Origin of the sequence: Enterobacter sp. MGH 38 (assembly GCF_000492855.1) — a bacterium.
GTDB classification, from domain to species: Bacteria; Pseudomonadota; Gammaproteobacteria; order Enterobacterales; family Enterobacteriaceae; genus Enterobacter; species Enterobacter hormaechei_C.
In genome coordinates, this window is record NZ_KI535607.1 from 101,235 (window position 1) to 122,639 (window position 21,405).

A 21,405-nucleotide genomic window follows, 5' to 3' on the forward strand; every position below is an offset into this window, starting at 1 on the left:
GAGTAGCAGAAATTAACCCGCACGTAAAAATATATTTTATAAATGAGAGAATTTAAAATATATCATACACCAGATATTTCACCCTAACTTAAATTACTATTAAGCAGAAATTAAACCTAACCAAAATTAAATATTTACCGCACATTTTAATTATTATTATCGCCCCACCAGCAGCGTTTTAAGGGTTGCACCTTTAACGCCAAAACCCTTTACCCACGCGCCCTCATAGCTAACGAAATATATTAACGCTATCAATTAATCGCCCCTGCAATAGCCGTACTGGGTTTACGAACACTTAATTTGCATATTCAGACATTTATAGCTATATCATTTTCATAACGAAATAAATCAATACCTGCACAAATAATAAGGCTTATAAATCGCAAACATATAAATAAACAACTATTTCCTGTGTAAATAATTAGCTTTGCCCTGAGGTTGCCACTTTTAATCCTGGCGGGCATCGGTCGCGCTAAAGAAAGTAACGGTAAATCCTGTTTATTAAACAGTATTTACGCCGGGAGCGCGTTCGTCTCTTCAGAAACGATGGCTTTGTTTTACACGCCGTAACCAATCACTCAGCTGGAGTAATAATTGTATGAGCCAAATATCTGTTATATCTAAATTAACTGGCGTGGAAACGACCACGGAAGGGACACAGATAACACTCGATCACTCCTCAATCGTTAAACTTAACGTGGATCGCGCCGACATCTCAGGTTACTCCCGCAGCGGAAACGATCTGGTGATTACCCTCAACTCGGGCGAAGTGATTACCCTCAAGAATTTCTACGTCACCGACGCGCAGGGCGTGAGCCAGCTGGTGCTTGAGGAGAGCGACGGTGCGCTGTGGTGGATTGAAGATCCAACCGGTGCCGCAACCTATGAATCCATCGCCTCCACCGATGCATTACTGGCGGCGTCAGGGAGTGATGCCGGCGGCGCCGCTGCGTGGCCCTGGGTGCTGGGTGGCCTGGCCGCCGCAGGTGGGATTGCCATTGCGGCGGGAACTGGCGGTGGAGGTGGCGGAGATGACGATAACAACAGCCCGAATCCCGGCAATCCGGGAAATCCTTCCGAGCCAGATACCACGCCTCCGGATGCCCCCACCAATCTACAGGTCTCACCTGACGGCAAAACCGTCACCGGTACCGCTGAGCCGGGCAGCACGATTACCCTGAAAGATGCCGATGGCAACACCATCGGAACGGGCAAGGCGGGCAGCGACGGAAAATTTACGATTGATCTCGGTACGCCACTCACCAACGGGGAACAGATCACCGCCACCGCCACCGATCCATCCGGCAATACCAGCCAGGGCGGTCAGGCCACGGCACCGGATCTCACCGCACCGGATGCCCCGGCCAATCTTGAGGTCTCCCCTGACGGCAAAACCGTCACCGGTACCGCTGAGCCGGGCAGCACCGTTACCCTGAAAGATGCCGATGGCAACACCATCGGAACGGGCAAAGCGGGTAGCGACGGGAAATTTACGATTGATCTGGGTACGCCGCTCACCAACGGGGAACAGATCACCGCTACCGCCACCGATCCGTCCGGCAATACCAGCCCGGGCGTTCAGGTCACGGCACCGGATTTAACCGCGCCGGATGCACCGGAGATTGTCACCGTCAATGATAACGTAGGCGCCGAAACAGGCCCGCTGAGCAACGGACAACGCACGGACGATGCCCGCCCGACCTTCAGCGGCATCAGTGAAGCCGGCACCGTCATTACCTTCTATGACAACGGGAAACCGATTGGTACCGCCACAGCCGATGCCACCGGGAAATGGAGCTTTACCCCGTCGACCAACCTGTCTGAAGGCAACCACGCCATTACCACCACCGCGACCGATGCCGCAGGCAATACTAGCCCGGCGTCCACGGCGGTAAGCTTCGTGGTCGATACCGTCGCGCCTGGCGCGCCAGCGATCGTCAGCATCACCGATGATGTTGCGCCTGGCACCGGCACACTCGGGAGTGGAAGCAGCACCAACGACCCACGGCCACAGCTCACCGGTACGGCGGAAGCGGGCTCGACGGTCACCATCTATGATAACGGCATTGCCATTGGCACAGCGATTGTGGGCAGCAACGGAAGCTGGAGCTTTACGCCGTCGGTGAACCTGAGCGAAGGCAGCCACCAGCTTACCGTGCGCGCCACCGACGTCGCCGGTAACACTGGCCCGGCCTCGCCGGTCTTTACCGTAACGGTAGATGTCACCGCGCCGCAAACGCCTTCCGGGTTTATCATTAACGACGACACGGGCGTACTGAAAGGAGCGATCGGTGCCGGGCAGTTTACCGATGCCTCAGAGCCACGTCTGACGGGCAGAGGCGAACCGGGCAGCACGATCACGGTTTACGATAACGGCGTTGTTATCGGCACCACCACCGTTCTGCCGAACGGCACCTGGAGCATCACGCCGACGAGTCCACTGGCAGAAGGCGCACACTCGATTACCCTGCGGGAAACCGATGCGGCAGGCAACCAGAGCGGTCTGTCTCAGCCGATCAACTTTACCGTCGATCTTACGCCGCCAGACATGCCGGTTGCGACGCTCAACTCCGCAGGCACCCAGATCACCGGTACCGCCGAGCCGGGCAGTAAAATCGTCATCACCAACAATGCCGGGCTGCAAATCGGGACCGCCACTGCCGACAGCAACGGCAACTATGTCGTCAACCTGAACCCTGCGCAGACCAACGGCGAGATTATCTCCGTGGTCGCCTCCGATGCCGCAGGCAACCAGAGCTCACCGGCGCTGGTCAACGCAGCGGATATCACCCCACCTGCCGCACCGGGCAACCTGGTGGTGGCGGAAGACGGGGCCAGCGTCAGCGGAACCGCCGAGCCAAACAGCACGATTATCATTAAAGCGCCGGACGGTACGATCATCGGCCAGGCCACCGCCGGCCCGGACGGCACCTTCACCATCCCGATTTCGCCAGCCCAGACCAACGGCGAAGCCCTTGAAGTGACGGCCACCGACGGCAGCGGTAACACCAGCCCGTCTGGCTTTGCCGACGCGCCAGACAGCACCCCACCGCTGGCACCGGAAAACGTGGTGATCTCTGCCGACGGCACCACCGTAACCGGTACAGCCGAGCCGGGCAGCACCGTCACCATCCGTGAAAATGGCGTGAAGGTCGGGGAAACGGTCGCCGACGATCAGGGGAATTTCAGCGTTGAACTGATCCCGCCGAAAGCCAACGGCGAAGCCCTGACCGCCGATGCCACCGATACCGCCGGAAACACCGGCCCGACCGCGCCGTTTGACGCGCCGGACATCACCGCGGCACAAACCCCTGTCATCACGGGCGTGGTGGATGATGCCCCAGGCGTCACCGGTCCTGTCAGCCAGAACGGTCTCACCAACGACAACACGCCAACCATCAACGGAACGGGCGAGCCTGGCACCACCATCACCCTCTACAGCGGTACTACCGTGCTTGGCACCGCGCTGGTTTCGGCGAACGGTCAGTGGTCCATCACGCTGGAAACCGCGCTACCGGACGGCGGGCACGTGCTGACGGCGACGGCGGTTGACGCCAATAATAACCTCAGCGGGACATCGAACACCTGGAGCATCACGGTGGATACCGCCGCGCCGGGCGCGCCGGCCATTACGCAGGTCATTGATGACGTACCGGGCCGCACGGGTGCGCTCGACACCAATGAAACTACCAACGACACGCTCCCGACGCTGAACGGTACCGGTGAGCCGGGCTCCACCGTGACGATCCGCCTGGACGGACAGGATATTGGTACTGCCGTTGTTAACAGCGGTGGCGCATGGACATTCACACCTGCTACCCCATTAGTGAACGGGCAGCATACGTTCACCGTCGTCGCGAGCGATGCGGCCGGTAACGCCAGCGCACCATCAGCCGGCTTTACCCTTACCGTCGATACCACCCCGCCACCAGCGGCCACCATTGACACCGTCTCCGATAACGTGGGGCCCGTGCAGCTTCCGCTTAACAGCGGGGACACCACCGACGACACGCTGCCGCAGTTGCAGGGAACCGCACCGGACGGCACCACCATCACGATCTATGACGGAACCACCCTGCTCGGCACGGCGGTGCTCGACGGCAGCGGCGGCTGGAGCTTTACGCCAACCACGCCGCTGACGGACGGCCCGCACTCGCTGACGGTCCACGCAACGGATGAGGCGGGTAACACCACCATTTCGCCGCCGTTTGAACTGGCGATCGACACGACCGCGCCTGCAACGCCGGATATTCCTGAGATCACCGTCAACCCGGACGGCGGCACGCCGGGGACGGCTCTGAATCCAGGGGAGACCACCCGGGATACCACGCCAACCCTGAGCGGCTCGGGCACGCCGGGGGATATCGTGAACATTTACGATGGCGCTACTAAAATTGGTGAAGCCGAGATCGATGGCGACGGTAACTGGAGCTGGACGCCGGATGATCCGCTCCCTGACGGCACCTACGATCTCTCCCTGACGGTCACTAACCAGGACAGCGCCGGGAACGAAAGCGCGCCGTCCACGCCGGTGACCATTACCATTGATACTGACGCGCCTGCCCAACCGGGAACCCCAACGGTGACAGACAGCGTAAGCCAGATCACCGGACCCGTGCTGGATGGCGAATCCACCAACGATCCGCGTCCGGTTCTGAGTGGCACCGGTACGCCGAATGACGTCATTACCATCTATGACCAGGTGGGTACAGGCGAGCCGCAGGCCGTGGGCAGCGTTACGGTGGACGGTAACGGTAACTGGAGCTGGCGTCCTGAGAGCAACATTGGCGAAGGGACGCACGAATACACGGCGACCGCCACCGATGAAGCCGGGAATGAATCTGTGCCATCAGCCGGTATCACGATAACGGTCGATACCCTCGCCCCGGATACTCCGGTTATCAGTGCCATTGGTGGCGTGCAGAATGGCGAGTCTACCAACGACACTACGCCAGGCATCGGCGGAACCGGCACCACCGGCGAGACGGTGATCATCTACAACAACGGCGTGGAAGTCGCGCGCGTAGAGGTCGTCAATAATGAATGGTCCTATACCCTGCCGACACAAACCGACGGCCCGCTGAATATCACCGTCGCCGCGGTGGACGATGCCGGTAACGTTAGCCCGGTAAGTCCGGTCTTTACGGTGGAGGTTGATACGCAGGCGCCAACCGTGCCGCAAATTGACGCCGTCTCTGACAGCCAGCTGACCAACAGCGTGCTTTACACCCGCGACGGTACGCCAACCCTCACCGGGATTGGCGAGCCGGGTTCGAGCGTCACCGTCTCCGTTGATGGTGTCGCCTCGCCGGTGGTCGTGGAGGTTCAGCCGAACGGGACATGGTCCTGGACCGCCGACCCTGCGCTCAACGAGGGGCCGCATACCTTCTCAGTGGTCGCGAGTGACGCGGCGGGGAATACCTCCGCCAGCTCCGGCGATCTCAGCGTGACGGTGGATACCCTGCCGCCTGCAACGCCAACGAATATGACCATTGCCGCGGAGGGCACCCCGCTGACCGGGACGGCGGATGACGGAACCACGGTGACGGTTCGTGACGCCAACGGCAATATCATCGGGACCGGGGTCGCGACGGGAGGCTCCTTCTCCATTGCCCTCTCCCCGGCCCAGTTGGATGCCGCGACGCTGACGCTGATCGCCACGGACCCCGCAGGCAATGCCAGCCCGTCAACCACCTTTGACGTGCCGGACTCCCCGCTCGATCTGCCTGCGGTGCCGGTGATTACGGCGATCAACGATGACGTCGATCCTGTCACTGGCGATGTGAAAGATAAAACCACCAATGACATCACGCCTACCCTTACTGGCACCGCCGATCCGGGCAGCGTGATCGCCATTTATCAGGATGGGGTGCTGGTTCCGCTGACCAACGTTGTTGCGGATGCAAACGGCAACTGGAGCTACACGCCTCTGTTGCCGCTGACGGAAGGGCCACACACCTTCGCCGTGACCGCTACAAACACTACCACCGGCGCGACCAGCGGGCAGTCGCCTGTCGCGACCGTCACCGTCGACCTTACCGCCCCGACAGCGCCAGCCATCGGTGCGGTGACCGATGACGTAGGTCCGATCACCGGGCCAATCGCCGACGGGCAGAGCACCAACGACAACCGTCCTACCCTGACCGGGACAGGCACGGCCGGGGACACCATTACGGTGTACGATGACGGCGACCCGCTGGGCACCGTTGTTGTCGGTCCGACTGGCACCTGGAGCTACACGCCGCCTGCGCTGGACGACGGCAGCCACACCCTGACCGTGACCGCCACCGATCCGGCAGGCAATGAGAGCACCCCGTCGGCCGGGATCACCATTGTGGTCGACACCGTCTCCACCACGCCGGTGATTACCAGCGTGACGGATAACGCAGGCAATGCGGCAACGCCTGTTCCAAGCGGCGATCCAACCAACGACACCACGCCAACCCTGACCGGTACCGCTGAGCCGAACAGCGTCGTCGCCATTTTTGATGGCACCACGCAGATTGGTACCGTGGCAGCAGACGGTACCGGCGTCTGGACATTTACTCCTGAAACCGCCCTCGGCGAAGGGACGCATGACTTTACCGTCAGAGCCACGGATCCGCAGGGCAACGTCAGCCAGCCGTCCAACGCCTGGAGCGTCGAAATCGATCTTACTGCGCCACAGGTGCCGGCGATCGTTACGGTCAGCGACAACGCCCCGGGTGGTGTAACCGGCCCGCTTACTGCCGGGCAGGTGACCAATGACACCACGCCAACCCTGAGCGGCACCGGCCAGGCGGGCACCACTATTCACGTTCTGAATAACGGCGTGGAGATTGGTACCACTACGGTCGACGGCAACGGTAACTGGACCTTTACGCCGGATCCGGTCCTGACGGACGGGACGTATAACCTGCGCGTAAACGCCAGCGATGATGTTGGAAACGTCTCCGCCAACTCGCCAGTGTTCGCCTTTACGGTGGATACCACTGGCCCTGCGGCCCCGGTGGTCACCACGGTGATAGACGATGTCAGCCCGGGAACGGGAATCATCGCCAGCAACGGTTCCACCAACGACACCCGTCCAACCTTCAACGGTACGGGGGAAGTGGGCGCAACGGTGCACGTTATTGTCGATGATGTGGAAATCGGCACGGCGGTCGTCAACGCCCAGGGTAACTGGACCTTCACGCCGACCACCGCGCTGGGTGAAGGGCCGCATACCATTACCTTTAACGCCACCGATGCCGCAGGCAATACCGGGGTCACCTCGCCACCGTTCAACCTGACGGTGGATACGTCGGTGCCCGAAGCACCGGTCTTTACCCCTGCCACCGACAATGCCGGTCCCGTGCTGGGCCCGGTCGCCTCGGGACAAAGCACAGACGACACCACGCCAACGCTGAACGGCACCGCGGCAGCCAACGCGACCATTACCATCTATGAGAATGGTCAGCCGGTGGGCACCGCCGTGGCTGATGCCAACGGCGTATGGAGCTTTACTACCGGCACGCTGGCAAACGGCAGCCACACCTGGACCGCCACGGCAACCGATGCCGCGGGCAACATCAGTCCTGCCTCACCGGGCTTTACGCTGGTTGTGGATACAACTGTGCCTGCCGCGCCGGTTATCACCCAGGCGATAGACGATGTTGGCACCATCACCGGGGCGATTGGCTCCGGCCAGACCACGAACGATCCTCTCCCGCGGCTGGTGGGGACCAGCGAGCCGCTGGCCACCGTGAATATCTATGAGGGCACTACGCTGGTGGGCACCGGTACTGCCGATGCTAACGGCAACTGGACCGTCGATATCACCTTGCCGCTGGGCACCGGGTCACACACCTTTACCGCAGAAGCAACGGATCAGGCGGGTAACACCGGCGCGCCGTCCGCCGACTTCAGCCTGATCATTGACACCACGCCGCCAGCCCTACCGGTGCTGACCAGTGTCACCGACGACGTCGGTAATGCTGCGACGCCTGTCGCCAACGGCGGGTTAACCAACGATGCACGACCAACGCTCACCGGTACGGCAGAAGCCGGCGCGACGGTAACCATCTACGACAATGGGGTACAGATTGGCACCGCGGTCGCCACCGGCGGCGCGTGGAGCTTTACGCCGTCCACCCCGCTGGCTGACGGGCCGCATAATCTGACCTTCTCCGCCACCGACGCCGTGGGCAACGCCAGCGCACAGACCGGGGGTTACACCATCAATGTGGATGCCACCGCCCCTGTCGCACCGGCAATCACCTCGATTGTGGATGATGTGGGAACCGTCACCGGCCCTGTCACCGGCACCAACCCAACCAACGACACCCGTCCGACCTTAAACGGTACGGCGGAAGCCAATGCCACCGTACGTATTTACGACGGCACGACGCTGGTGGGAACCGTCACTGCCGATGCCAACGGCAACTGGACGCTGCCGCAAACCAGCACCACGCTGATCGAAGGCGCGCATAGCTTCACCGCCACCGCCACCGATGCCGCGGGCAATACCAGCGCGCCATCGCCGATTATCACGATCAACGTTGACCTGACGCCGCCAGCAGCCCCAACCGGGCTGGCGGTGATCACCAACGGGACGCAGGTTACCGGTACGGCGGAAGCGGGAAGTACCGTCACCATCACCAGCAGCACCGGAACCGTGCTTGGCACAGCCGTTGCGGACGGCAGCGGAAACTTCAGCGCCACCCTCACCCCTCCACAGACCGGCGGGGAGTCACTGATTGTCTTTGCTACCGATAAGGCCGGTAACGCGGGTATCACCACCTCCGTGATTGCCCCGATCACCACGATCCCGAACGCGCCGGTTATCGCTAACATCGACGATAACGTCGGCACGGTGACGGGCAACCTGACCAACGGGAAAACCACCGATGACACTACGCCAACCCTGAGCGGCACGGCGCAGCCGAACGCGACCATCACCCTCTATAACAACGGGGTGCTGATGGGCACGGTCACCGCGAATGCCAGCGGCAACTGGAGCTTCACCACACCGGTGCTGAGCGAAGGGCCACATGCCTTCACCGCCACGGCGAGCAACGGCTCGGGCACCAGCCCGATTTCCACGTCGACCACCGTCATTGTCGATCTCACTGCGCCAACGGCTCCAACCGGGACCTTCAACGCAGACGGCAGCGTACTGACCGGTAGCGCCGAAGCGGGCAGCACCGTCACCATCCGTCTGGCGGACAATTCAACGGTCACCGCCACGGCAGACAGCAACGGATCCTGGAGCTACACCTTCCTCAATAAACAGACGGAAGGCCAGACGCTGCAAATCACCGCCACCGATGCGGCAGGGAACGTCTCGCTGCCCGGCTCAGCCCTTGCGCCGGTGGTGCCGCTCTCTGCCAGCACCAACGTTGAAGAGCTGGCGCTGACGACCACCGCAACGGTGACCAACTCGCAGTACAGCGACTATGGTTTCCTGCTGGTGGGTGCCGTAGGTAACGTGCTGACGCTGCTCGGCAACGACACCGCGCAGGTAGGTTTCACCGTCGGCAACGGCGGCAGTGCGGATATTGCCGTGAACGCCAACGCCACGGGTGCCGTTCTTTCCCTGCTCAATACCCTTGAGCTGGTGGTACAGCGCTTTGACGCCGCCAACAACACCTGGACCACCGTGGTCGATACCGGACAGCCGCAGTTCGCTGACCTGCTGACCCTCGGCGCGACGGGGGTGTCGCTGAACCTGACCGGTCTGGCGGATGGTCAGTATCGCGTCCTGAGCTACAACACTAACCTGCTGGCAACCGGTTCTTACACCAGCCTCGATGTGGCGGTGAAAGAGACCAGCGCAGGCACCGTGTCCGGCGAAACCAACATTGTCGGTAACGTCATCACCGACGTGGATCCAACCGCAGGCAGCGACAACGCCCCGGCGGGCACCACCGTCACTGCGGTCACCAACGCCCAGGGCACCACCACCAGCGTTACGGCTGACGGCACAGTGATTCAGGGGCAGTACGGCACGCTGACCATCAACCTGGACGGCAGCTATACCTATAACCTGACCAACACCAGCGCCGCCGTCATTGGCCGCACGGAGAACTTTACCTACACCATCACCCACAACGGCACCAGCGCCTCGGCAAATCTGGTGCTGTCGCTGGGCGAAGGCACCAGCAGCAGCGGTATCGTGGCCGTGGACGATACCGCCTCGCTGACCTTCGATACCACCGTGGAGGCGATCAACAACGGCACCTCGTCGCAGGGCGGCTTTACCCTGGTGGGGATCAACCTTGGCAATACGCTGGGGCTGAACCTGCTGGACGATCTGGCCAACCCGATCATCTATAACGTGGAAGAAGGCACCACCCGCACCATGACCGTTCAGGCGTCCGTGGGCGGCGTCGCGCTGGCCTCGGTGTTCGACCTTTACATCTATAAGTTCAACAATGCGACGCAGACCTTCGAGCAGATGCGCGTTGAACCCGGCTGGCTGCGCGCGCCGCTGCTGGGCGGAACCTCCCCGCAGCTGACATTGAACCTGCCCGCTGGCGAGTACCTGTTCCTGCTCAATACGGCGGCGGGGATCACCGCGCTGACGGCCTACACGCTGAACGTCTTGCAGGATCATGTCTACAGCGTGGCAAGCGTGAGCGAGAGCACCACCGGCGATGTGCTGGCGGATGATATTGCGCCAGCGGGTACCGTAGTCTCCGACGTTAACGGCGTGGCGGTGAACAGCAGCGGTCTGACGGAGATCACCGGCGAGTACGGTACGCTGCGGATCAACGCGGCCGGAGAGTACACCTACACCCTGAACAGCGGGGTCGGCGCGGACCATATCAGCACGCCGGATACCTTCGTTTACACCATCACCGCGCCTGACGGCTCGAAAGACACGGCATCGTTGAACATCACCCCAACCGCGCGCCCAATGGATGCGGTAAACGATGTCAGCACCGCGATGGACGTCACGTCGGTTCACCATACGGCCGCCTATTCCGATACGACGGTCGGGTCGGCGAGCTGGAACGCTGCGCTGCTTGCCTCAACCCAGGGCAGCGGGAGCGGGACCTTCGTGGTGGATCCTAATACCGCGCTGCATAACGTGGTTCTGTCGTTTAACGTCGCCTCGCTGCTGACGCTTACCGGGTTAACGGTGGACTGGACGCTGTCCAACGGCGCAACCACCGTCAGAACCGGCTCGTTTAACGGTGGGTTACTGCTGGGCGGCACGGCGACCATCAACCTGACGGGTCTCGATCTGGAGGCGGGAACCTATACGCTGAGCTATACGGGCAAAATGGGGCCATTGGGGGTAGGAAATATCACCATCACCCCAAGCGTGACCGGCACCAGCTACTCGCTGTCGCAGTTCGACGCGACGGGTACCCACACCGTTGACGGCAATATCTTCGACGGCACCGACTCCGCAGGGGCGATGGACCAGCTCCACTCGGTTGATACCCGCGTGAGCATTACCGGCTACGACGGCGTTACCACTACGCTGGATCCGTACACCGGCAGCACGATGTCAAACATCACGGGCCACTACGGGACGCTGGCGATTGCCGCTGACGGCAGTTACACCTACACCCTCAACCCGGGTATTTCGCTCTCTACCATTACCAGCAAGGAGGTCTTTAACTACACACTGACCGATGCCAACGGTGTTAAAGATACCGCGTCGCTGACCATTGACATGGCGCCGAAATTTGTCAGTTCGGAGCATAACGATGTGATTAGCGGTACGGCCTACGGCGACACGTTGATTTATCAGGTGTTGAACAACACGGCGGGTAACGCCACCGCAGGTAACAGCACGGGCGACCACTGGACGAACTTCTCCCTCACGCAGGGAGACAAGGTCGACATTGGCGATCTGCTGGTGGGGTGGAACGGTAGCGCGTCGACGCTGGGGAACTATGTCTCTGTTTCACAAAGCGGTAACAATACTGTGATCTCCATCGACCGTGACGGCACGGGAGCCGCCTACACTAAATCTACACTCGTTACGCTGGACAATGTTCAGACCACCTACGACGAGCTTGTAAACCAGCAACACATCATTACCTGATAGCACCTGCAAGAAATGACCCGGGCGCGCGCAGCGCCCGGGCATAAACAAAAAAGCAGTACTTTTTTATTAGGGACAAGACATGGGAAAGAAGATGCCTTACTGGTGGCTCTCGTGCTGCCTGATATCTGTGCCCGCTATCGCGGCAAACCCTGCGGCGATGATTAATACCGGACAATTAAGCGAAACGCAGGAACTCCCCTCTTTAAATGGCCGCGTGGCGCCCGTAGCCAGCAAAGCCGCCCCCGGCACGCTACAGCTGAATGAAGCGGTTAACCGCGCCGTGACCTGGCATCCGGCCATCAGTGAAGCCGTCGGCAAACTTTATCAGCAGAGCGAAAATGTGGACGTCGCTAAATCGAAATATTATCCGCAAATTAACGCTGGCATGGATAACGGCTATAGCCACGACGGTGACGATAATGGCTTTACCCCCTCGCTGGTGCTTTCTCTTTCGCAAATGCTGTACGACTTCGGCAAAGTCGCAAGCCAGGTGCGCGCCGAAAACGCGGGCGTCGCCCAGCAGCAGGCCAACGTGCTGGTGAGCATCGACACCATCGCCCACGATACCGCCATCGCCATGGTGCAGGTGCAGACCTGGCAGCAGATGGTCGAGACCGCCAAAGAACAGCTGGATGCCCTGTCCTCCATCGGCACCCTGACGAAACAACGTAATGATGAAGGCGCAACGTCACTCTCTGACGTGGTCCAGACCGATGCCCGTATCGAAGGGGCGCGTGCGCAGCTGATGCAGTATCAGGCGAGCCTCGACAGCTCGCGCGCCACGCTGATGAGCTTGCTGGGCTGGGACAGCCTGAACGCGGTCAGCAATGACTTTCCGCAAAGCCTGGCCCGCAGCTGCGACATCGCCGAGCCGGACGATCGTCTGGTGCCCTCGGTATTAGCGGCCTGGGCGCAGGCCAACGTCGCGCAGGCAAATCTCGATTATGCCAACGCGCAAATGACCCCTACCGTTTCTCTGGAGCCGGAAGTTCGTCACTACCTGAACGACCGCTACGCGGGCAACGAAACGCGGGACCGCACCCAGTACTCCGCGTGGGTTAAAGTGCAAATGCCGCTCTATCAGGGTGGCGGCCTCACCGCCCGGCGTAACGCCGCCGGACACGCGGTGGAATCCGCCCAGTCCACCATCCAGCGCACCCGTCTTGAGGTGCGGCAAAAACTGCTGGAAGCGCGCAGCCAGGTGATGAGCCTGATGAGCACGCTTCAGATCCAGGGCCGTCAGGAAGCGCTCAGCGCCCGCACCCGCGAGCTGTATCAGCAGCAGTATCTCGATCTTGGTTCCCGCCCGCTGCTCGACGTGCTCAACGCCGAGCAGGAGGTGTATCAGGCGCGCTTTACCCAACAGCAAACCGCCGGACAGCTGCATCAGCTTCAGCTCAACTGTCTGTACAACACCGGGCGCCTGCGTCACGCGTTCGATCTTGAAAACCGCACCATCCAGACCGTGGAGATCCAGCCATGAAGCAACGCGATATCCCGCAGGGTGAAAACATGACGGATCAGGCGCTAGAGCAGTGGGCGCAGGCGTTTGGCTACGTGGCGACGCGCTATCGCGTTGCCTGCTCGCCAGGCTCGCTCGTCGCAGGCGCGCCGTGGCTGAAAGGCAAACCGATGGTGCCCGCGCTGACGCAGCTCGCCCGTGAAGCCGGGCTGACATTCCAGTTGCTGACGGCCGATCAGCACGCTATCAACAGCTGGCGTCTGCCGGTGGTGGTGGAGCTGAACGACGGTAAAATCGGCGTCATCGACAATTTCGACGGCGAGGATACGCTTGAGGTCAGCTTTTTCGACGACAGCACGCACACCAACCGCCTGTCGATGAGCGCGATGCTGCCTGCCATCCGCCACGTCATCGCCCTGCGTCCGCTGGCGGCGCTGAAGGACAGCCGCGTGGATGCCTATATATCAAAATACCGCCCGGACTGGCTCTACCGGCTGGTGATGCGCGACCTTCGCCCTTACAGCTGGGTGATGCTGGCTGCACTGTTCATTAACGTGCTTTCCCTCTCGGGCATCGTCTTTTCCATGCAGGTGTATGACCGGGTGATCCCCGCCCAGTCCTATCCGACGCTCTATGTGCTGACTATCGGGGTGCTGATCGCCACGCTGTTTGGCTTTGTGCTGCGCGTGGCGCGCGGACACATTATGGATCTGCTGGGCAAACGCTCGGATCTGCGCGTCTCGGATCGGGTGTTCGGCCACGCGCTGCGGCTGCGCCACAGCGCCATTCCGCGATCCACCGGCAGCTTTATCTCCCAGTTGCGCGAGCTGGAGCAGATCCGCGAGATGGTCACCTCCTCCACCATCTCCACCATCGTCGATCTGCCGTTTTTTATCCTGTTTGTGATTGTGCTGGCGATCATCGCGCCGCAGCTGGCGTGGATCGCTCCGGTGGCGGCGGTGATCATGGTCCTGCCTGGCCTGCTGCTGCAAAAGAAGCTGGCGGAGCTGGCGAAGCAGTCGGCGCATGAATCAACCCTGCGCAACGCGGTGCTGGTGGAAAGCGTGCAGGGGCTGGAGGACATCAAGCTGATGCAGGCAGAGAACCGCTTTTTGCAGCAGTGGAACAGCTATATCCAGATCACCGCCGAATCCGGCCTGCGCACCCGCGAACTGACGCAGAACCTGATCAGCTGGGGGATGACCATTCAGAGCCTGGTCTATGCCGGGGTGATCGTGGTGGGCGCGCCGATGGTGATCGACGGCACCTTAACCACCGGTTCGGTGGTGGCCGCCTCGATGCTCGCCTCACGGATGATCGCCCCGATGGCGACGCTATGCGGCGTGCTGGCCCGCTGGCAGCAGGTGAAGGCGGCCAAAGAGGGGCTGGACAGCATTATGCAGCTGCCGACCGAGAACCAGCGCGAAGAGACACCGATCCGCCAGGACGTGCTGCGCGGCCACTATCTTTTCGAGCAGGCGCAGTTCCGCTATCACCCGGAAGATCCCCGCATGGCGCTGCGCATTAACCGCCTGGAGATCAAAGCGGGCGAAAAAGTGGCGATCCTCGGGCGCAACGGCGCGGGCAAATCAACCCTGTTGCAGGCGATGGCGGGCGGGATGGATCTGGCGGGTGGTGAACTGCGGCTCGACAACCTCAGCCTGCCGCATCTGGACGTGGCTGACGTGCGGAGAAACGTCGGCTTTATGACCCAAAACGCCCGGCTGTTTTATGGCACCCTGCGCGAGAACATCACGCTCGGCATGCCGCGCGCCACCGATAAAGAGATCTTCGAGGTGCTGGAGATGTGCGGCGCGGCCAGCTTTGTGCAGAAGCTGCCAAAGGGGCTGGATTACCCGATTATGGAGAACGGCGTCGGGCTGTCCGGCGGGCAGCGGCAGTCTATTCTGCTGGCGCGGATGCTGCTGCGCGACCCGAATATCGTGCTGATGGATGAACCGACCGCCTCCCTTGATGAACATACCGAGCGGGAATTTATTCAACGTCTCGGGGCGTGGCTCGGCAACCGCACGCTGGTTGTCGCGACCCACCGCGTGCCGGTGCTGGAGCTGGTGGAGCGCGTGGTGGTACTCAAAGATGGCATGCTGGTGATGGACGCGCCAAAAGCCCAGGCGCTGAACAACAGCCGTATGCAGCAACAGCAGCAGGCAACCGGACGGGAGTGGAAAAATGAAAATCAGTCAGCGTGACGTTGCCGCAGTAGAAGATCTGGATAACGCGCTCGACTCCGAAAGCGGTTATACCGGCGCCCGGCGCATTGTTTTCTTCTCCCTGGTGATGTTTGTGGTGCTCGGCGTCTGGGCGTGGTTCGGCGTGCTGGACGAAGTCTCAACCGGCACCGGAAAAGTGATCCCCAGCTCACGCGAGCAGGTGTTGCAGTCGCTGGATGGGGGGATCCTCACCGAGCTGAACGTGCACGAAGGGGATCAGGTGCAGGCCGGACAGGTGCTGGCGCGGCTGGATCCTACCCGCTCGGAATCTAACGTCGGCGAAAGCGCGGCGCGTTACCGCGCGTCGCTGGCCTCCAGCGCGCGTCTGTATGCCGAGGTGAACGATCTGCCGCTCAAATTCCCGCCGTCCCTGGCGAAATGGACCGACCTGACCGCCGCTGAAACGCGGCTCTACAACTCGCGCCGCGCCCAGCTGGAGGATACCCAGCGGGAGTTGCGCGCCGCGTTAGATCTCGCGAACAAAGAACTGGCGATCACCCAGCGGCTGGTGAAAACCGGGGCCGCCAGCCACGTGGAAGTGCTGCGCCTGCAACGGCAGAAAAGCGACCTGGAGCTGAAGCTCACTGACGTCCGTTCCCAGTATTACGTGCAGGCCCGTGAAGCGCTGTCGAAGGCCAACGCCGAGGTGGATATGGTGTCAGCGATCCTGAAAGGCCGCGAGGATTCCGTTACCCGCCTGACGGTGAAGTCTCCGGTGCGCGGGATCGTGAAAAACATCAAAGTGACAACGATTGGCGGTGTGATCCCGCCCAACGGTGAGCTGATGGAAATTGTGCCGGTGGACGACCACCTGCTGATTGAAACCCGCCTCTCGCCGCGGGATATCGCCTTTATCCACCCTAATCAGGAGGCGCTGGTGAAAATCACCGCCTACGATTACGCGATTTACGGCGGGCTGCACGGGGTGGTGGAGACCATTTCGCCAGACACCATTCAGGACGAAGCGAAGCCGGAGGTGTTCTATTACCGGGTATTTATCCGTACCAGCCAGGATTATCTGGTGAATAAGGCGGGCAGGCACTTCTCGATCGTGCCGGGGATGATAGCGACGGTGGATATTAAGACCGGAGAGAAAACGGTGCTGGATTATATGATCAAACCGTTTAACCGGGCGAAGGAGGCGCTGAGGGAGCGGTAGTCAAACGCCGGGTGGCGGCTGCGCCTTACCCGGCCTACATTCTCGCAGGCCCGCGCAAGCGCAGCGCCGCCGGGCATTAATCCGCACGCAAGACGTGGAATCCGCCTCGAAGAATTAACCTTTAGTCATGCATCACACTTCCCTTCAGCCATGACCAGGGTAATATTACTCGCAGACAAAACGCACTTGCGCACAGTGCAGGAGTGCATTACTATCCACTCAGCTTCAAGGACTGGAGCTTACCAGCATTATGATTAATCATTTTCGGGATCAATGGCTTGAGGATTTTTTTCTCTACGGGAGATCGAGCAATGTTATTCCTTTGAATCTGGAAACAGCGCTTGCAAGAAAGCTCGACATCATCAATGCGGCTATGTCGCACCTGGATTTACGATCGCCACCGGGCAATATGTATGAAGCATTGAGTCCTCCGTTGAAGGGATACTCCTCTATCCGGTTAAACAGACAATACAGGCTTGTATTTCGCTGGTCAGAGGGAAAAGCAGACGATCTCTATCTCTCTCCACACAAGTACACGCAACACAAGTGAGGCATCACCTATGACACTTCAACAGGCACTCCGCAAACCCACCACGCCGGGCGAGGTGTTGCAGTATGAGTATCTTGAACCGCTCAATCTGAAAATCAACGATCTGGCAGAGATGCTAAATGTACACCGCAATACCGTAAGCGCGTTGGTCAATAACAATCGCAAACTTACTGCCGATATGGCGATCAAACTGGCAAAAGCCTTTAATACCACTATTGAATTTTGGCTGAACTTACAGCTAAACGTTGATATCTGGGAAGCGCAATCTAACTCCCGCACGCAGGAGGAGTTAAGCCGGATAAAAACCGTTGCGGAAGTCATGGCGAAGCGAAAATCCGGCAAGCCGGACGTTGCCTGATCCGCTCGCGCCACGCAATACGCTTACCCGACACGGGAACGGCGCATAACGGCATCTGCCATTATGCGCATCCTGTTACAGGGAAATTTTGAGGCGTCGAACCGCTTCTTTAAGCTGCTCATCCGTTGGGGTAACGAAAGACATGCGCAGCGTGGTATGGTCCGGCTCGTTGCAGTAGAAGAACTCACCCGGCACAAACACGACGCCGTTGCTCAACGTTTTTTCCAGCCATTTCGTCGTATTGATGCCGTTGTTCATTTTCGCCCACAGGAACATGCCGCCCTTTGGCTTGTGGAACGACATCACATCGCCCAGCTCCGCTTCCAGTTCCGTTGCAAAGGTCTGGTATTTCTGGCGATAGGCTTCGCGGATCATTTTAATCTGATTCGCCAGACGACCGGTTTTCAGATACTCGTACGTCATCAGCTGCGACAGCGTGCTGGTGTGCAGATCGGTGGTTTGCTTGAGGTTCACCACCGCGCGTTTCAGCCACTCCGGCACCAGCACCCAGCCCACGCGGGTGCCCGGCGCGAGGATTTTAGAGAAGGTGGAGGTGTACACCACGTTATCCTCATTGCCGATATCTTTGGCATGAGCAATCAGCGGGCGGAACGCTTCGTCGGTGTAGTTGATCTCGCTGTACGGGTCGTCTTCGATAATCACGAAGTCATAGCGCTTCGATAATTCCACCAGCTGTTTACGACGCGCTTCGGAGAGCGTCACGCCGCCCGGGTTACCAAAGGTTGGCACGATATAAACCGCTTTGATGGTTTTAGTTGCCACCAGCGCTTCAAGTTCATCCACTTTCATGCCGTCGCCGTCGGTACCGACGGATTCAAATTTCGCCTGCGCCAGGCCAAAGACCTGCAACGCGGCGAGGTAGGTAGGCCGCTCCACGACGACCGTATCGCCCGGGTTGATTAACGCCCGCGCCAGCACGTCAAGCGACTGTTGCGAGCCGGAAGTAATGACCACATCATCGGCTTTACAGGCAATGCCGCGACCTTCAGAGATGCGTTGGATCTCTTCGCGCAGCCCCGGGACGCCTTCCGTCAGACCGTACTGGAATGCTTCGCCAAAATGCTGAGACAGCACGGCATCAGCGGCGATTTTTAAACCTTCATGATCGAACAGGTCCGGATTTGGAATACCGCCACCCAGCGAAATCACGCCTGCCATTTTGCTATGTTTTAATAATTCACGGATGGCAGAGGATTGCAGGCCCTGCGCGCTGCTGGCGAGTTTGTTTGCAGACATTCTTTACTTACCTTCTTTTTTTATATTGTGCCCAATCTTAGCAGAATATGGGCAATAAATTCCGTTAGCTTAGGCAGCGGCCGCAAATCCTGGCGCCACAGTAAATGCACCGGCCTCGGCGCGGGCGTAAACGCTTCCAGAACCCGAACCAGCCTGCCGCTCGCCAGCTCTTCCGCCACCAGCACTTCCGGTTGCAGCAGGAGTCCCGCCCCGGCTCGCGCCGCCATGCGTAAGCCGTAGCCGTCATTGCATCGTAAGACGGCATCACGCTTCCAGCGCACTTCGCCTTCCACACCCGGCAGCCGCCACTCGTTACGCGCCGTCCATACCGTGTGCGACAGGCACAGGTGATCCACCAGATCGGCTGGCGTTTGCGGCGTACCGTGACGCGCCAGATAATCCGGCGCGGCGCAGATCACCATGTTGTAGGGACACAGATATTTCGCCACCAGGTCCTCATTACGGATCTCACCGATACGAATGGCCAGATCGACCCCTTCCTCGACCAGATCAACCATTCGGTTGGTGAGATCCAGTTCGATGCGCACTTCCGGGTAACGCTGCAAAAACGTGGCCGTCAGAGGCGCGATAACGCAGCCGCCAAACGAGGTGGGCGCTGTCACGCGCAGGGTGCCGGCGGGTGTGGCTCGCAGGCGCTCAACCGCGTTTTCAGCAATCGAGACCTGCTCCAGCACGCGCCTGGCCTCTTCGAAATAAACGCGTCCGGCGTCGGTCAGGCTCTGGCGACGGGTGTTGCGCTCCAGCAGCCGCGTGCCGAGCTGCGTTTCCAGCTGCGTAATATACTTCCCGACCATCACCGCCGACATCTCCAGCCGGGCCGCCGCGCCGGTAAAGCTGCCGCTTTCCACCACCGCGATGAACGTCTCCATGCCGCGAAGCTTATCCATATTCCGAACCTCTGGTTAGCAATCTTCTAACATCAACCCAGTTTATCTGAATTTTTATTTATTAAAGAATGAAGGCTCACAACATAAGGAGTCTGCTATGAAAATCGTCATTATTGGTGCCAGCGGTACGGTCGGTCGTGCTGTGACAGAAGAGCTAAGCCGTCGTCACGAGGTGATCAGCGTGGGTCGCACGCAGGGCGACCATCAGGTGGATATCACCTCGCAGGCGAGCGTACAGGCGCTGTTCGAAAAGATCGGCCCGGTGGATGCGATTGTCTCCGCCAGCGGTGGGGTACACTTCGGCCCGCTCGCAACCATGACCGACAGCGAATTCAACCGGGGCTTGCAGGATAAGCTGCTGGGGCAGATTCGTCTGGCGCTGACCGGCCAGCACTACCTGAACGAAGGCGGCTCGATTACGCTGATAAGCGGCATTGTGGCTCACGAGCCGATTGCTCAGGGCATCAATGCCACCACGGTCAATGCGGCGCTGGAAGGGTTTGTGCGCGCCGCAGCCTGTGAACTGCCGCGCGGCATTCGCATTAATCTGATCAGCCCGACGGTGCTGACCGAATCCGCCGAAGCGTACGACGGCTTCTTCCCCGGGTTTGAAAGCGTTCCCGCTGCGACCGTTGCGCAGGCCTACCGCCGCAGCGTGGAAGGGGTACAGAGCGGGCGGGTATATAAAGTCGGCTATTAAGCCTTACGGGCGGCGATCAGCACCAGCATCGGGCGTTCCGCCTCTTCGGCCAGCGCGGGCCAGGCGTCAACCTGCGTCTGCGTTGGTCCCCACTCATTGACTTCGCTTATCGTTAACCCCGCTTTGATCAGTGCGTTAAGCGTGGTGCCCAGCGTGCGGTGGTATTTAATCACCCCGTCCGCCAGCCAGTTGCTGACGCGCTGGCTTTCGTCCTGATAATGGTTCACGCCCCAGAACCGCTCGCCGTTGTCGTCGGTGAGCCAGCCCTGACGGGTGGCGCAGGTATAAATCGGGTGCTCCATCGAGAAGACCAGGCTGCCGCCGGGTTTAAGCGCGCGCTGCACCCTGGCGAATAGCGTGTCCAGTTCCGGCAGATAGTGCAGCGCCAGCGAGCTGTAGACCAGATCGAGGCTATTCGCTTTCAGCGCCAGAGATTCCAGATCGCTACGCTGATAGTGAATCCGATTGTCATCAGTCAGTTCAGCCGCGCGGGCGAGCATTTTTTCTGAAATATCAACACCCGTGACGTCAGACGCGCCCAGCTCGCGCGCTGCGCGACAGAACCATCCGTAGCCGCAGCCGAGATCGACAACCGCTTTACCGGTTAAATCTGGCAGCATTGCCTTGAGCGCGGGCCACTCCGGCGCGCCGTTCAGGCCCTGAACCGAGCGCGGAAGCTGGGCATAGCCTTCAAAAAATGCCGGGTTGTCGTAGATGTTTTGTGCCATAACGGACTCCTTTATCGCAACAGTGGC

Annotated in this window: 10 protein-coding genes; 7 read left to right on the forward strand and 3 right to left on the reverse strand. The window is 60.1% G+C overall.

Features of this window, described 5'->3' with window-relative positions; translation table 11 throughout:
• The first annotated feature begins 598 nt into the window (after positions 1-598).
• The 6 genes from L384_RS20345 to L384_RS20325 all read left to right on the forward strand — a co-directional run bounded on the left by L384_RS20345 (position 599) and on the right by L384_RS20325 (position 17,785).
• Positions 599-12,022: a BapA/Bap/LapF family large adhesin gene (locus L384_RS20345; RefSeq protein ID WP_023323642.1), complete on the forward strand. Its 11,424-nt coding sequence runs from the start codon at positions 599-601 to the stop codon at positions 12,020-12,022.
• A gap of 82 nt (positions 12,023-12,104) precedes the next feature.
• The gene (locus L384_RS20340) at positions 12,105-13,508 is read left to right on the forward strand and encodes a TolC family outer membrane protein (protein WP_023295304.1); all 1,404 of its coding nucleotides are present in this window, start codon (positions 12,105-12,107) and stop codon (positions 13,506-13,508) included.
• Positions 13,505-15,697 (forward strand): type I secretion system permease/ATPase, encoded by a 2,193-nt coding sequence (locus tag L384_RS20335; RefSeq protein WP_022651699.1) that lies wholly within the window; start codon positions 13,505-13,507, stop codon positions 15,695-15,697. Before L384_RS20340 ends, L384_RS20335 begins: the two co-directional genes overlap by 4 nt.
• A complete protein-coding gene (locus tag L384_RS20330) occupies positions 15,678-16,877 on the forward strand; it encodes a putative HlyD family type I secretion protein (RefSeq protein WP_003862224.1) in 1,200 nt (399 codons plus the stop codon). The genes L384_RS20335 and L384_RS20330 overlap by 20 nt, the downstream gene beginning before the upstream one ends.
• Positions 16,878-17,127: 250 nt before the next feature.
• On the forward strand, positions 17,128-17,427 hold the full coding sequence (locus L384_RS0120890) for a type II toxin-antitoxin system RelE/ParE family toxin (protein WP_032627934.1): 300 nt from the start codon (positions 17,128-17,130) through the stop codon (positions 17,425-17,427).
• A gap of 10 nt (positions 17,428-17,437) precedes the next feature.
• Positions 17,438-17,785: a HigA family addiction module antitoxin gene (locus L384_RS20325; protein ID WP_022651701.1), complete on the forward strand. Its 348-nt coding sequence runs from the start codon at positions 17,438-17,440 to the stop codon at positions 17,783-17,785.
• Between the two features lie 75 nt (positions 17,786-17,860).
• Here L384_RS20325 and L384_RS20320 read toward each other — a convergent pair whose 3' ends face one another.
• Both L384_RS20320 and L384_RS20315 read right to left on the reverse strand, forming a co-directional pair.
• A complete protein-coding gene (locus L384_RS20320) occupies positions 17,861-19,042 on the reverse strand; it encodes an aminotransferase-like domain-containing protein (protein ID WP_023323643.1) in 1,182 nt (393 codons plus the stop codon).
• A gap of 20 nt (positions 19,043-19,062) precedes the next feature.
• Positions 19,063-19,950 carry a LysR family transcriptional regulator gene (locus L384_RS20315; protein ID WP_022651703.1) on the reverse strand — a complete coding sequence of 296 codons (888 nt, stop codon included), beginning with the start codon at positions 19,948-19,950 and terminating at the stop codon, positions 19,063-19,065.
• A gap of 97 nt (positions 19,951-20,047) precedes the next feature.
• Here L384_RS20315 and L384_RS20310 point away from each other — a divergent pair, with 97 nt between their 5' ends.
• The gene (locus L384_RS20310; RefSeq protein ID WP_023323644.1) at positions 20,048-20,650 is read left to right on the forward strand and encodes a short chain dehydrogenase; all 603 of its coding nucleotides are present in this window, start codon (positions 20,048-20,050) and stop codon (positions 20,648-20,650) included.
• On the opposite strand, the gene L384_RS20305 is transcribed toward L384_RS20310, so the two are convergent.
• Positions 20,647-21,378, reverse strand: coding sequence for a class I SAM-dependent methyltransferase (locus L384_RS20305; RefSeq protein ID WP_023314697.1), 732 nt, complete (start codon positions 21,376-21,378; stop codon positions 20,647-20,649). The genes L384_RS20310 and L384_RS20305 overlap by 4 nt on opposite strands.
• Positions 21,379-21,405 lie beyond the last annotated feature (27 nt).